The 14,482-nt window shown below is 72.5% G+C and carries 10 protein-coding genes; 4 read left to right on the forward strand and 6 right to left on the reverse strand.

Annotated features, from left to right (window positions below):
• The first annotated feature begins 27 nt into the window (after window positions 1–27).
• Window positions 28–3,177: a glycosyl hydrolase gene (locus tag EFK50_RS15040; protein ID WP_123228318.1), complete on the forward strand. Its 3,150-nt coding sequence runs from the start codon at window positions 28–30 to the stop codon at window positions 3,175–3,177.
• 9 nt (window positions 3,178–3,186) lie between these two features.
• Here EFK50_RS15040 and EFK50_RS15045 read toward each other — a convergent pair whose 3' ends face one another.
• The 6 genes from EFK50_RS15045 to EFK50_RS15070 form a co-directional block, all read right to left on the reverse strand.
• Window positions 3,187–5,625: a CHAT domain-containing protein gene (locus EFK50_RS15045; RefSeq protein ID WP_123228319.1), complete on the reverse strand. Its 2,439-nt coding sequence runs from the start codon at window positions 5,623–5,625 to the stop codon at window positions 3,187–3,189.
• A gap of 6 nt (window positions 5,626–5,631) precedes the next feature.
• The gene (locus EFK50_RS15050; protein ID WP_123228320.1) at window positions 5,632–7,332 is read right to left on the reverse strand and encodes a S8 family peptidase; all 1,701 of its coding nucleotides are present in this window, start codon (window positions 7,330–7,332) and stop codon (window positions 5,632–5,634) included.
• Window positions 7,333–7,341: 9 nt separating this feature from the next.
• A complete protein-coding gene (locus tag EFK50_RS15055) occupies window positions 7,342–7,827 on the reverse strand; it encodes a hypothetical protein (RefSeq protein WP_123228321.1) in 486 nt (161 codons plus the stop codon).
• Window positions 7,827–8,393 (reverse strand): RNA polymerase sigma factor, encoded by a 567-nt coding sequence (locus tag EFK50_RS15060; RefSeq protein ID WP_221177410.1) that lies wholly within the window; start codon window positions 8,391–8,393, stop codon window positions 7,827–7,829. Before EFK50_RS15060 ends, EFK50_RS15055 begins: the two co-directional genes overlap by 1 nt.
• A gap of 143 nt (window positions 8,394–8,536) precedes the next feature.
• Entirely contained in the window at window positions 8,537–9,406 is an 870-nt protein-coding gene (locus EFK50_RS15065) for a crotonase/enoyl-CoA hydratase family protein (RefSeq protein ID WP_123228323.1), read from the reverse strand.
• Window positions 9,403–10,572, reverse strand: a complete 1,170-nt coding sequence (locus tag EFK50_RS15070) for an LCP family protein (RefSeq protein WP_123228324.1) — start codon at window positions 10,570–10,572, stop codon at window positions 9,403–9,405. Before EFK50_RS15070 ends, EFK50_RS15065 begins: the two co-directional genes overlap by 4 nt.
• Before the next feature lie 73 nt (window positions 10,573–10,645).
• Between EFK50_RS15070 and EFK50_RS15075 the strand changes: the two genes are divergently transcribed.
• The 3 genes from EFK50_RS15075 to EFK50_RS22725 all read left to right on the forward strand — a co-directional run bounded on the left by EFK50_RS15075 (window position 10,646) and on the right by EFK50_RS22725 (window position 14,452).
• Window positions 10,646–11,143 (forward strand): acyl-CoA thioesterase, encoded by a 498-nt coding sequence (locus tag EFK50_RS15075; protein WP_183407848.1) that lies wholly within the window; start codon window positions 10,646–10,648, stop codon window positions 11,141–11,143.
• A 130-nt stretch (window positions 11,144–11,273) separates the two neighbouring features.
• On the forward strand, window positions 11,274–12,641 hold the full coding sequence (locus tag EFK50_RS15080) for an LCP family protein (protein ID WP_246004205.1): 1,368 nt from the start codon (window positions 11,274–11,276) through the stop codon (window positions 12,639–12,641).
• A gap of 26 nt (window positions 12,642–12,667) precedes the next feature.
• On the forward strand, window positions 12,668–14,452 hold the full coding sequence (locus EFK50_RS22725) for a glycosyltransferase (protein ID WP_123228327.1): 1,785 nt from the start codon (window positions 12,668–12,670) through the stop codon (window positions 14,450–14,452).
• Window positions 14,453–14,482: the final 30 nt, after the last annotated feature.

Consider the following 14,482-nt stretch of genomic DNA (forward strand, 5'->3'; position numbering starts at 1 on the left):
TCAGGTGGGCCGGCTGGTTTACCGGGCGTGGATCGAGTCAAGCACCTCCCGGCCAAGCTGGCGGCCACGGCGATCGCGGCAGCCCTGATCGTCGGGACCCTGATGCAGCCGGTGTCGGCGGACACCGCGGCCGACCCGCTGGGGCTCCGGCCCTGGCTGGCCGAGCCCGGGCAGAACCACCGGCCGGGCGCGTTCTGGTGGTGGCCGGGCTCCGACGTGACCCCGGCCGGGCTCGACGCCGACATCAAGGCGCTGCGCGACTCCGGCTTCGGGTCGGCGCAGATCATCGACCTGGAGCCGGGGCCGCCGACGAACGGCACCCCGTCCTGGCAGTGGGGGACCAAGCCCTGGTACGCCGCGGTGAACGCCGCTCTCCGTAGCGGCATCAAGCACGGGGTCCGGCTGGACACGGCGCCGTACCCGGTCTGGCCGATGGCGAGCCCGACCGCCACCCTCGACAACGGCCTCTCCGCCCAGGCGGCCCACATCGCCCAGCTCCCGCTGATCGGCGGCGTCCCGTACGTCGGCCCGGTGCCGGACCCGCTGGAGAAGGTCGGCCACAAGACCCTGGAATCGGTCTCCGCGGCCCGGGTGGTCGGCCTCGGCAAGAAAGGGTCCGTCGAGCTCGACCCGGCCTCGGCGATCGACCTGACCGGCCGGGTGCGCAACAAGCTGCTGACCTGGACGCCGCCGCGCGGGAACTGGATGCTGTTCGGCGTCTGGCGGCGGCCCACCGGGCAGGTGCCGCAGACGGTGCCGGGCGGGGCGGTGATGAGCCTCGACGCCAACCTGAGCGCGCTCTTCGGAAAGAACCTGCTGGTGATCGACCCGTTCAGCAAGCGGGCCACCGGCGCCGCCCTGCGCTGGCTCGACCAGAACATGATGAGCCCGGCCCAGGAAGCGCTCTGGCGCCGCAACGGCGGGCAGTTCTACGAGGACTCCTTCGAGTACGCGGTGAACCTGACCGACGCGGTGCTGGTCGAGCTGATCAAGGACCTCGCCGAGAACGGGCTGTCGCTGCCGAACCGCAGCCTGGACGTGACCTCGCTGCACCGGCTGGGGGCGCACTGGTCGGCGGAGCTGATCGACCAGTTCGCGAACCGCCGCGGCTACTCGATCCGGCCGTTCCTGCCGGCGCTGTTCAACGGGCCCGCCGGCTTCGACTTCACCGGCGGTGTCGGGGAGCGGGTCCGCAACGACTACCGGCGGACGCTGACCGACCTGATCATCGCCCACCAGCGGCAGCTGCGGCGCTGGGCGCTGGATCACGGGTTCACCGAGATGCGGCACCAGAGCTACGGGCTGCCGATCGACTCGACGCGGGCGCAGGGGGCCTCCGGAGGCATCCCGGACAGCGAGACCCTGGAGGCCGGGTACCCGCAGCCGGCCGGCTCGGCCGGGTCCGAGGGCGCCCTGGACATGTACCGGACCGCCGCCGGGGCCGCCCACGTCTACGGCTCCAAGGAGGTGAACCTGGAGGCGGGCGACGTCTTCGGGCTCCCCGATTGCAGCCACCTGGGCGACCCGAAGAATCGCCGGTTCTGCCTCTACGGCCAGCAACCGACGGACTACTGGCAGATCTTCAACCACGGATTCGCGGGCGGTGCCACCCACCTGCAGCTGCACGGCCTGGCCTACCAGCAGCCGCAGGCCGGCCTCAAGGCGGCGGGCTGGCTCGGGCCGCAGCTGCACCCGTGGCCCGGCTGGTCGCCGATGTGGTACTTCTTCTCCGAGTCCTGGAACCGGAACTGGCCGCAGTTCAAGTACTGGCGCGAGTTCAACACCTACCTCGGCCGGGCCAGCAAGGTGCTGACCGTCGGCAAGCCGCGGCTCGACGTGGCCGTCTTCCGCGACGACACCGTCCCGTTCGGTATCCCGGTCCTGCCCGGGCACACCCGCCGGCAGAACCTGGTCCGGGCCGGGTACACCTACGAGTTCGTCGACCCGGTGACCCTCGCCGAGCGCGGCACCGTGCGCGGCAAGCGGCTCTACCCGGACGGCCCCGGCTACCGCGCCCTGGTGATCGATCCGAGCGACATCGCGCCGACCGGCTTCTCCGGCGAGGCGGCCGTCCGGATCCTCGCCCTGGCCCGCCGCGGCCTCCCGGTGGTCGTGGTCGGCGCCCTGCCCAGCACCGGTACGTCGGCGATGGCCGCCCGGATCGAGGACACCCAGGTGCGGCAGAGCTTCGCCCGGCTGGTCCGGCTCGGCAACGTCGCCCGGGCCCGGACCTCCGCCGACGTCCTCGGTGCGCTGGGCCGGCTCGGGGTGCGACCCGATGCCGCGTTCGGCGCGCCCCGGCTGGTGCGTCCCGTGCACCGGGCGACCGCGACGCGGGACTACTGGTACTTCTGGAACGAGGACACCCGGCGGGTCCGGTTCGACGCGACCCTGCGGACCCGCGGGACGCCGTACGAGCTCGACCTGTGGAACAACCGCACGACCCCGATCGGTGAGTACCGGACCGGCAGGGGCGGGCTGGTGGTCCCGGTGGACCTGGGCCCGCAGGAAGCGATCACGATCGTCGTCGACCGGAGTCGTCCTGCGCGGCCGCACGTGCTGCGTACCACCGCGGACCGTGCGGTCCTGGACCGCGGCCGTCTGGTGCTCGAGGACGACCGGGGCGGCGTCCAGCGGGCCGTGCTGGCCGGCGGGAAGAAGGTCCGGGTCGCGCTACCGGCCGCGAAGGCGCCGCGCACGTTGTCGCGCTGGAATCTGACCGTCCGGGAGTTCACCCCCCGGGAGCCGCGGACGCACCGGATGGTGCTCGACGGGCTCCGGGACTGGCGGAAGATCCCGGCGCTGGCCAACGTCGCCGGCGACGCGACGTACACCACGACGTTCCGGCTGCCGGCCGGGTGGCGGTCCCGGAGCCACGGCGTCGACCTTCAGCTCGGCGAGGTGTACGGCGCCGCCCGGGTCTGGCTGAACGGGCGCCGGGTGACGCAGTCGACGGTCCACCTCGCGGGTGCCCGCTACCGGATCAGCGGGCTGCTGCGCCGGGGCACCAACACGCTCCGGATCGACCTTGCCACGCCGCCGCGCAACGCCATGGTCGGCCAGGTGCGGTCCGGTGACCCGCGCTACGGGTACTTCGCGATGTCGCCGCCGCAGGCGAACGGCGTGGTCGGCCCGGTCCGGCTGCTGGCAGTGCCCCGGGCACGGTTGCCGCGCTGAACGGGCCGGCTACCAGCCGGCGCCGAAGCAGAGGAACGGGACGACGTCGTCGGTCTCTGCGCTGACCCGGGCCAGCGCGTCCGCGGGTGCGGCGCCGCCGGCGACCTGGTGGTGCCAGGACGCGAACACCTCGCAGGCGAGGTCGTCGGCGACCAGGGCGAGCGACGAGAGCACCGCCCGGGCGCCGGCGTGCAACCAGACGGCGCTCATCCCGAGGGACTCCTCGCTGTGCAGGACCGAGCTCTGGCCCAGGTCGCACGCGGAGAGCACGACGACGTCGGGCACCCGGGGGAGCAGGTCGATGTCGTGCCCGAACCAGGGCCCGTCGGCGAGCTCCACCGCGGCGAACAAGGGGTGGTCGCCCGGATGGGTTCCGTGACCGGCCAGGTGCAGCAGGTCGACCCGGGCCGCGAGCCAGCCCGCCCGGACCGAGTCGGCCTCGGCACCGGCCAGGACGTGGCCGCGCGGCCAGCTGTCGTGCGCGCGGCGTACCTCCTCCTCGGCGCGCGCCAGTCGCGGCCCGGCCAGGAAGCCGACCTCGCGCATCGCGCCGATCGGCTCCCGGGCCGATTCCAGCCACGCGGTCGCGGACGTCGGGACCGTGACCGGCCGTCCGATCAGTCCGGGGAGCTCGGTCCAGGGCGTCCCGGTCAGGAGGGCCGACGGGGTGAGCACCAGCCGTCGGTAGCCGACGGTGGACAAGGTCGGCCGGATCAGCAGGTCGGCGACCTTGGCCAGGTCGGCGCGCAACGAGGTCCGGACGGCGTCGCCCATCGGGCCGGCGCGGTTCTGGGCGGCGAAGTCCAGGTCCGCGGCGATCCGGTCGAGCAGGGTGCGCACCGGGGCGGCCTCCCCGAGCGGGATCACGGTGGCATCGGTCGCGGTGACCGCGAGCGCGGTCAGGGAGCCGTCCAGGACGAGGTGCGCGATCAGCGCGCTGTCGTCGACGGCGAGTCGTGCTTGCAGGGTGGCGAGGTCGGTCGGCTCGCCGACGGTGCCCTGGGTGGCGAACCAGCTGTGCGCGCGGATGCGGTCGCGAAGGACGCGGCGGGCGGGCACGTCGGCCGGGTCGGCGAGGCGGAGTGCCGTCAGGTCCGCGGCGAGCCCCGGGTCCGGGGGCGGGCGCAGCGAGGTGACCCGTGAGGCGAGCGCGCGGGCCCGCTCGGACCACTCGAACAGAACCGCGGGGGACCCGTCGGCCATCGCCGCCCGCAGGCCGAGGCGGGCGAGGTGCTGGCCGTGCCCGACCGTCGAGGTCTGCAGGTCCAGGGAACCGAAGGTGGCCTGCCAGGAGTGCAGCTCACCGAGTCCCTGACGTGCGTACGAGCGCGACCTGCCGGGGTGGTTCCGCGCGGCGGCGTGCTCGGCGCGCAGCTCCCGGGTCAGCAGCCGGATGCTGATCGGGGAGTCGGCGTTCGTCCGCACCTTCGCCAGCCGGGCCGCCGCATCGGGCAGCTCGCGCCGGCGGATCGCCAGCCGGGCGGTGTGCAGGGCGAGCCGGTCGGCGTCGTGGCGGAGACCTGCCTTGCGGAGGTCGGCCGCCAGGGCGTCGGCGCGCGTGAGGAGCGACTTCGTCGTCGCGCCGCCCTCGATCTCGGCGATGACGACGGCGGCACGTGCCTGGGTCGCCGGGACCGGGCTGCCGTGGGCGTCGTACCGGCGGGAGGCGCGGGCCGCGAGCGCCCGGCTGCGTGCCGGGTCGTCGGCCAGCACGGTCCGGGCCAGGATGATCTCGCAGTCGGCCTGGAACCGCCGCAGGCCGGCGTTCCCGTACGCCGTGACGGCGGCCTCCAGGGCGGCTGCCGCCTCCTGCGCCCGTCCCGACGCGAGCAGCACCTCGGCGCGGTCCTGCTCGACGATCGCCTGGTTGATCGGAGCCTCCTGGATCAGGACGGCGGCCGCCTCGTCCATGCCGCGGATCGCGGCGACCAGGTCGGACCGGAGGAGCTGGGCGTAGGCCAGGTTGAACTGGGCCTTCGCGCGGAGCAGGGTCTCGCCGGCGGCGCCGTACAGGTCGGTGGCCCGGGTGAAGTCGTCGGCGGCGCGCAGCGGGTCGTTCAGCTTGAGGTACATGTAGCCGCGATTGGTGTGGACGCCGGCGAGGTGCTCGGGCAGGTCCTGCAGCGGTTCCAGGGCCGCAGCGAACTGGTCGCTGGCCTCGGCGGTGTCACCGTTGCGCATCAGCACCATGCCCAGCTGCGCGTGCGCCAGCCCGAGGGCGAGCCGTGACACGCCCTCGCGGGCCAGCACGCCCTGGCACAGCGAGACGGCGCCGGCATGGTTCCCGAGCTCGCCCTCGCCCCAGGCCGCGGTGATGTCCAGGCGGTCGATCAGGTCGGCGTCCGCGGTTCTCGCGCGCGCCTGGGCGATCAGCTCCAGGGACCGCGCGTACTCGGAGGTGTTCGCGGCCTCGACGGCTCGTTGGTGGAGGTCCTCAGCGTCGCGCACGCGACCTCACGGCTGCAGCCGGTCCAGGGGTCCGGTGCCCTCGGTGATCCGCGTCCAGGCCCGGCTGACCGCGGCGGCGCTGTCGTCGTCCTGGGGGTCGATCGGCCCGAGCTCGGCCGCGAACAGCCCCGCCCACAGCGGTGCCGAGAACGACGTCCCGCTCCAGAGACCGAATCCGGCGCTGAAGTCGTCGGGGTCGATGGCTTCCCGGATCCGTCCGTCGAGCTCGACCCGGGCGATCGGCTCGTAGCCGCCCTGGAAGTTGGTCGGCATCGTGCTCATCACCGCGGCCCCCGGGGCGAAGGCGCGCACCCAGGGACCGGCATTGCTGAACAGCGCGTCGCTGCCGTTCGGGTTGAGGGCGCCGATCGTCACCACCGGGACCGCGTCCGGGGTCGCTTGGTACGGGCCGGCGCCGGAGGTCCACGGGCTGAACGACGCCGGGAACCCGGGGCGGGCGGTGGAGTCGTTGCCCGCCGAGCAGGTCACCACCACGCCGGCCTTCCCGAGGACCTGCAGCGGCAGGTAGATCGTGGCGTCGAAGGCCAGGTCCGCGGGCGTCTCGTGGTAGTACCCCATCGACAGGTTCAGGACGTCGATCGCTCGGCCGCCCTGCTCGCCCTCGCGGTGCCGGCGGGCGAGCTCGGCGATCTGGGTGAGCGCGTCGATCAGGTCGCTCTCCGGGATCGGGCCGGCGGACGGGGTGATCCGCCAGGCGATGATGTCGGCGTCGGGGCAGGCCTGGTGGACGATCCCGGCGATGAAGGTGCCGTGGCCCGAGTCGGTGTCGATCTCGCCGTCGAGCATGCCCACCTGGTCCGGGACGATCTCCGGAGCCGTCAGCGGGTCGGTGTAGCCGATCGGATTGCCGTCGATCGTGACGTCCTGCTGGACGATGTCGTCCAGCCAGGGGTGGGTGCCGCACCCGGTGTCCAGGAGGGCGACGACCGGTCGTCGCCCGGTGAACTGGTCCTTGTCGAGACGCCGCGGCGCAGGGCCGACGTACGCGATCGGCTGGCGTCCGCCGGACCCCGGGTAGCCGTAGGTGGCGACGGCGGCGCCGGAACCCTCGTACGGGTGTCCCACGGCGAACGGGTGGCCGACGGCGAACGGGTGGCCGACCGCGAACGGGTGCCCGACGGCGAACGGGTGCCCGACCGCGAACGGGTGCCCGACCGCGAACGGGTTCGCCTCGGTGTCGCCGAGGGTGAGGAGGTGGTCGAGGCCGACGCCCGCGACCGGCCCGCCGCGCAAGGTGCGGAGGTGCTGCAGGACGGTCCACGCGTCCGGCGCCTCGGTGGCGTCGGGGCCTTCGGCGAGCAGCTCGACCCGGGCGATCCCGGTGTCGAGCTGGTACGCCGGCAGCTCCCGGTTCTCGGCATCGCGGCGCTCGATCTGCCAGCCGAAGCGCTGCGCGATCCGGGACAGGTCGTCGAGCAGGTCGGTGTCCTCGCGGAGCACCGTCCGGCGCGCGACGATCAGGCGCGAGCTGCAGTACCAGGTCGGCCCCGGCCGGACGTCGGTGGCGCGGAGTGCGCTGGCCGGGTCGAGCGCCCGGGGCGCCAGCTTGTCGATCCGGGCCTGCTCGGCGGCCCGGGCTCGTGCGACCCGCGCGTCGCGGCGCCGCCGTCGCTCGATCCGGTCGCGCAGGGCTGTGAGCTCCTCGGCCGAGAGCTTGGTGGCGCGGGCGGGCTTCTCCTCGGGCATGGCGGAACCTCAGATCCAGAAGGGAGGGGTGACGAGCGGGCGGGTGCTGCTCGGATCCGAGACGAAGGTGAGCCGGCAGGCTCCTGTCGGGGTGACCGGGAACTCGAAGCGTCCGGACTCGCCGACCTGGGTTTCATCGGTGGTGGGCTTGGCGCCCATCGAGGTGAGGAAGACGGTCATCGGCTGCGCCGGCACGACCCAGCCGTCCAGGCGCGCCTGGCGCTGGCTCCGGGAGATCCGGAGCTGGACCCGGAAGCCGGGCCCGAGGTACTCCAGCGACCAGGTGCCGACCTCGTCGGGGGCGCGCAGCATCGCGACCGAGCGGACCCCGGAGAGCTCCTTGTCCCACTCGACCAGGGTCAGCAGCTCGGCGTCGAGGTCGTTGGTCTCGATCCGGGCCAGGACGCCCTCGGCGAGGTCGTCGGGCGGTGGGTCGAGCTTCTCCCAGAGCGCGGCGATCGCGTCCAGGAGCTCGTCGTCGTCCGGGCCGGCCATCAGAACGCCCCCTCGCTGATCAGCTCGCCGCGGAGCTTGTCCAGGCAGCGGGCCCGGGTCGGGCCGATGCTGCCCACCGGCATGTCCAGCGCCTCGGAGACCTCGGCGTACTCGGGACGCGGGCCGGCCGCGAGCATCCGCAGCAACGACTGGCAGCGCTCGGAGATGCGGCTGAGGCAGCGCCGCAGGACGACCTGGTCGTCGGCCAGCACGATCCCGTCCTCGGGGCCGTCCACGGCGGGCAGCGCCCAGGACAGCACGTCGCCGTCGGTGGCGACCTCGCGGCGTACCCGCTTGCTGACCTTCCACGCCTCCCGGCGCGCGGTGGTGCAGAGCCAGCCGGAGACCGCGAGCGGGCTGCTGATCGCCTCGGCGTTGTCGACCAGGGTCAGCCAGGTGTTCTGGACGACGTCCTCGGCCGTCGCCCGGTCCAGGCCGGTCGCGCGCACGACCTGCCAGAGGATCGGGCTGAGCAGCCGGACCAGCTCGTCGAGCGCGTCCCGGTCGCCGTCGCGCCAGGCCGTGAAGGCAGCGGCGGACGCGGTCCAGCGGGCGCTCGCAGGCACCTCGGTACCGAACCCCTCAGAAACGCTGACCACATCCCTGCACCCGTCGAATCTAGTGGAGGGTGCGGATGCGGGGCCAGAGCCCGCCCTGATCAGATCCATGCCGACCCAGAGCGCTCACCCGGGCCGGTGATACGTCCGGGTCAGTAGATTTCGGGCAGCTCGCTGGCCTTGCCGGTGAAGGTCGGCTCGCGCTTCTCCAGGAACGCGGCGACGCCCTCCTTGCCGTCGCCGACGGAGGCGTGCCACATCGCCAGGCTGTCGGCGCGGTGCGCCTCGATCGGGTGGGCGGCGGCGGAGTTGCGGTACAGCATCTGCTTGGCCAGGCCGAGGGCGACCGGGGAGCGGCCGACGACGAACGAGCGGGCCAGCCCGTACGCCGCGTCGAGGAGCTCCTCGGGCTCGTGCACCGAGCGCAGCAGCCGGCCGGCGAGGGCCTGCTCCGCGGTCAGGATCTCGGCGGAGTACACCCACTCAAGGGCCTGCTGGATGCCGACGATCCGCGGCAGGAACCAGGAGGACGCCGCCTCCGGGACGATGCCGAGCTTGCCGAACACGAAGCCGATCCGGGCCTTCGTCGAGGCCAGCCGGATGTCCATCGCCAGCGTCATGGTGGCGCCGATGCCGACCGCCGGGCCGTTGATCGCCGCGATCACCGGCTTGGGGCAGGCGTGGATGGCCAGGGTCACCTTGCCGCCGGTGTCCCGGACGCCGGACTGGACCGGCTCGTCGTACAGGCGGTCACCGGCGAGGTCGGCCGGGGTCGGCGCCACGGTCTCGTCGAGGCCGAAGACGTTGCCGGTGGCGGAGAGGTCCATGCCGGCGCAGAACGCGCGCCCGGAGCCGGTCACCACGATCGCCTTGATGCTGTCGTCGCCGGCGGCGTCGAGGAAGAACCGCTCGAGCTCGCGCGCCATCGTGACGGTGAACGAGTTCAGCGCGTCCGGGCGGTCCAGCAGCAGGGTGGCGATGCCGTCGTCGTCGACGGTCACGGAGAGGGTCTCGAAGGTCACTTGACGAATCCTGTCGGTGTGCAGAGGTCGGCGCCGACCTCGTCGGTTCGGTCTTCCTTGATGAGCTTGAGCAGCGCGAGCGCGCGGTCGCGGTCCCAGTTGATCGCCTGGTCGCGGATCGGCATCCCGCAGGTCAGTCCGTCCTTGCCGTTGACCTGCGTCATCGCCCGGGCGAACCTGCCGAGCGCGATGATGCCGGTGCCGTCGCTGACCTTCAGCGTCGAGGTGCCGGCGTTGATCACCCGGGAGTAGCGCCACGGGTTGATCACCGTCCACGGCGAGATCACCTTCTTGCCGAGCGCGGTCACCACCTCGCGCTGGTGCTGGGCCCGGGTGATGTCGCCGTACTTCTGGACGTACCGGGAGCGGGAGTAGGCCAGCGCGGTGACGCCGTTGGCGTTCTGGCAGCCCTTCTTGATGTTCAGGTTCGCCTTCTTGTCGCGCATCCGCTTGGTCGGGCAGATCTCGACCCCGCCGACCGCGTCGACCGCCTTCACCAGACCGCCGAAGCCGATCTCGACGTAGTGGTCGATCCGGACGCCGGTGTTGTTCTCGATCGTCCGGACCAGCAGCTTGGGGCCGCCGTACGCGAAGGCCGCGTTGATCTTCGTCCGTCCGTACCCGGGGATCGGGACCAGCGAGTCGCGGGGGATCGACATCAGCAGCGGCTTCCCGGAGCCGAGGTGCAGCATCATGATCGTGTCGGTGCGCTGGCCGATCTTGCCGACGCCGCCGGCGCCGTACTTCTTGAGCTCGGCCTTGGTCAGCCCGGCCCGGCTGTCCGACCCGACGATCAGGTAGGTGGTGCCGTCCTGCTCGGCCGGCCGGCCCTTCGCGGGGAACGCGTCCACCGAGTCGATCTTCTTGACCGCGATCACCGGGACCGCGACCAGGTAGGCGACCCAGGCGAGCAGCAGCAGCGGGAGCAGCAGCAGGATCCGGCGCGCGTACTTGACCGGCTTCGGGCGCGGCGGCAGGCCCGGCGTCGGCAGCCCCTTGCCGCCCGGCCTGCGCGGCGGCGGCCCGGAGTGTGCGGCGGACGGTGACCGGGGCGGAGCCGGGATCACCTGGGTGTGCTCGGGCTCGTCGGGAGTCCGGCCCACGGGACGACCCTTCTTCCCGTAGAGCCAGTCGTACTCCGGCTCGTCGGAGGGGCGGTCAGGCATGGCGACGACGGTACAGGGAGGTGCGAAGGTCAACCGTGTACGGATCGGCCACCGGGACCCTAGGGTGCGACTCATGGAGCCGTTGCCGCCGTCGTACGGGCGGGTCGTGCTGACCCTGCTCGCCAACCAGAACCACGTGAACCTGCTCGGCAACGTGCACGGCGGCGAGGTGATGCGCCTGGTGGACTCGACCGCCGGGGCCGCCGCCGGCCGGCACAGCGGCGGGCCCGCGGTGACCGCCGCGATGGACGAGATGGCCTTCCTGGCCCCGGTCAAGGTCGGTGACATCCTGCGCGCTACCGCCCAGGTGAACTGGGCCGGCCGCACCTCGATGGAGGTCGGCGTCCGGGTGGAGAGCGAGCCGTGGAACCAGGCCGGCACCGATCCGGTGCACGTCGCGTCGGCGTACCTGGTCTTCGTCGCGATCGACCCGGACGGCGAACCGCGCCCGGTTCCGCCGCTGCTCCCCGAGTCCCCGGACGAGGTACGACGGGCCCGCGAGGCCGAGATCCGGCGCGCTCACCGGCTCGCGCAGAAGCAGGAGATCCTGGCGGCGCGCGACAACGGATAGGCCGGATCTCGGCGCGGCGTGACCGGTGTGACGCTTGTGACTGGTGATACTGACGGCTATGCAGTCCGCCCTTCCCCCGGACCATCGCCGCCAGCTAGGCCGCATCCGGTTCCGCCGTGCCGTGGCACTGATGCTGATGACCCTGGTGCTGCCCGGGTCGGCGCAGCTCGTCGCCGGTCGCAAGGAGACCGGACGGATCGCGATGCGGATCTGGTTCGGGCTGATCGTGTCGTTCGGGCTGCTGCTCCTGATCGGGCTGGTGAACAACACCTTCGTCATCGAGTTCTTCACCAACACCACGATCCTGACCCTGCTGCGGTTCGGCCTGATGGGCCTGGCGATCGGCTGGGCCTACCTGTTCATCGACGCCTGGCGGATCGGTGAGCCGCTCGCGCTGGCGCAGAAGCAGCGACTGGCGATGGTCGGCATCAACGGCGTGCTCTGCTTCGCGGTCGCCGGAGCGCTGCTCTTCGCCTCGCACATCGTGACCGTCCAGAAGGACTGGATCACCACGATGTTCGGCACCGGCAAGGCCCAGGAGACGACGGACGGCCGCTACAACGTGCTGCTGCTCGGCGGGGACTCGGGGGCCGACCGCTGGGGACTGCGGCCGGACAGCATCACCGTGGTCAGCATCGACGCCAAGACCGGCAAGTCGGTGCTCTTCGGGCTGCCCCGCAACATGCTGAACTTCCCGTTCGCCAAGGGCTCGATCATGGACATGCAGTTCCCGGACGGGTTCAACTGCGGCCCGGAGTGCGAGCTGAACTCGCTGGCGACCTGGGCGGCCGACCACAAGCCGCTCTTCAAGGGCGTCAAGAACCCCGGGGTCGAGGCCACCAGCGAGGCCGTCGAGGGCATCACCGGCCTGAAGATCCACTACTTCGCGATGGTCAACCTGAAGGGCTTCCGCAAGATGGTCGACGCCGTCGGCGGCGTCACCCTGAACGTCCGCGACCGGATCCCGATCGGCGGCGTCGGCGGCCCGGTGACCGGCTACATCGAGCCCGGGAAGCGGAAGCTCAACGGGTTCGACACCCTCTGGTTCGCCCGGTCGCGCGAGTCCGCCGACGACTACTCCCGGATGGCCCGGCAGAAGTGCGTGATGAACGCGATGCTGCACCAGCTGAGCCCGACCAAGGTGGTCACCAAGTTCGGGGACATCGCCAAGGCCAGTACCCAGCTGATCAAGACGAACATCCCGCGCTCCGAGATCAGCACCTTCACCGAGCTCGCCCTCAAGGCGCGGTCGCAGCCGGTCCGGACGGTGTCGTTCGTGCCGCCGATGATCAACACCGGCAAGCCCGACATCGCCAAGATCAAGAAGGCGGTGAAGCAGGCGATCCACCCGAAGAAGGCCAAGAAGGGCGCCGGCAAGAGCGGCACCGCGAAGGCGGGCTCACCGGCCAAGAACCAGGGCACCACCGGGGGAGCGATCGGCAGCCTGCGCTCCGGGTACGCCGCGAACCAGGCCGACGACCTCGGCGCAGCCTGCTGACACCGGGGTGACCTAGGGTTCTCGTCGTGTCCCCGAACCCAGACCCCACGTCGGCGCGCGTCGTCGCCGTGGTGGTCACCTGGAACCGCCAGGCGCTGCTGACCGAGGCGGTCGACGCCCTCCGGGCCCAGACGCACCCGCCGGCCGCGATCGTGGTGATCGACAACGACTCCACGGACGGTACGGCGGCGCTGCTCGGCTCGGACTACGGCCGCGACCTGGACGTCCTGCGGCTGCGTGAGAACACCGGCGGGGCGGGCGGCTTCACCGTCGGCATCGAGCGGGCGCTCGCGCACCACCCGGACCTGATCTGGCTCCTCGACGACGACACCGTGCCGACGCCGACGGCGGCCGCCGAGCTGGTCGCCGCCTGGGCGGGGTACCCCGGGCAGCGCCCCGCGGTGCTGGCCAGCCGGGTCGTCTGGACCGACGGCCGCGACCACCCGATGAACACGCCGCGGACCAAGCCCGGCGCCACCGAGGCCGAGCGCGCCGACGCGGCGGCGGTCGGCGCGATCCCGATCCGGTCGGCCTCGTTCGTCTCGATCATGTGCGACGCGAGCACGGTCCGCGAGCGCGGCCTGCCGATCGCCGACTACTTCCTCTGGAACGACGACTTCGAGTACTCCACCCGGCTGATCCGCGGCGGCGTCGGGCTGGCCTGCCCCTCCAGCGTGGTGGTGCACAAGACCAAGGTGTTCGGCTCCACCGACGCCGACCCGGGGGAGCGGTTCTTCTTCGAGGTCCGCAACAAGCTCTGGGTGTTCTCCCGCTCCAACGGCCTCAGCCTCTCCGAGCGCGGCCTGTACTCCGCCGCCACCGCCCGCCGCTGGTTCCGCACCTTCCGCGGGTCCTCGGACAAGGCGACGCTGCGACGAGCGCTGCGCCGCGGCGTGGTCGCGGGCGTGCGCCGGCCGCGCCCCAACGCCGACGTCCTGGCCGAGGCCCGCCCAGGACCGGTCCCCGCAGCGAGCCCGGAACCGTTCAGCCTGCTGATCAGCACCTACGGCAACGACGACCCCGGCTACCTGCGGCTGGCCTTCGAGTCCTCGGTGGTCGACCAGACCCGGCCGCCGGCGGAGGTGGTGCTGGTCCAGGACGGTCCGGTGCCCGACGAGCTGGCCGAGGCGATCGCGGAGATCGTCGCGACCAGCCCGGTCCCGGTCCAGCACGTGGCCCTGGTCGACAACATCGGCCTCGGGCCGGCGCTGGACGCCGGCCTGGCGGCGAGCAGCCACGAGATCATCGCCCGGATGGACGCGGACGACGTCAGCATGCCGGACCGGTTCGAGCGCCAGCTGCCGCTGATCGAGGCCGGCGCGGACATCGTCGGCTCCGGGCTGGTCGAGTTCGGTGAGGACACCGACGACGTCGTCGGCCGCCGTACGCCGCCCACGGACCCGGCCGAGATCCGCCGGGTGATCCGCTTCCGGGACCCGTTCAACCACCCGACCGTGGTCTACCGGCGCAGCGCCGTCCTGGCCGCCGGCGGGTACACCGACATGGCGCTGCTCGAGGACTACCTGCTGTTCACCCGGATGGTCGAGGGCGGCGCGGTGCCGGCCAACATCGGCGATCCGCTGGTCTACTACCGGGTCGGAGCCGGGGCCTACGCACGCCGCGGGGGACGGGACCTGCTGCGCAGCGAGCTGCGCCTCCAGCGGCGGTTCCGGCAGCTCGGGATCACCTCGCGGCTCGAGTACGCCCGCAACGTCTCGGTCCGCGGCGGCTACCGGCTGGTGCCGGAGGGTGTGAGAAAGGTCGCCTACCGACGCCTGTTGGCGAACCGGAGCGGTTCGCCGCGCCGCTAGACTGACCCGGGCCTGTCTGTCGTTGAGGAG

The organism is Nocardioides marmoriginsengisoli, assembly GCF_003725695.1.
Lineage (GTDB): Bacteria > Actinomycetota > Actinomycetes > Propionibacteriales > Nocardioidaceae > Marmoricola > Marmoricola marmoriginsengisoli.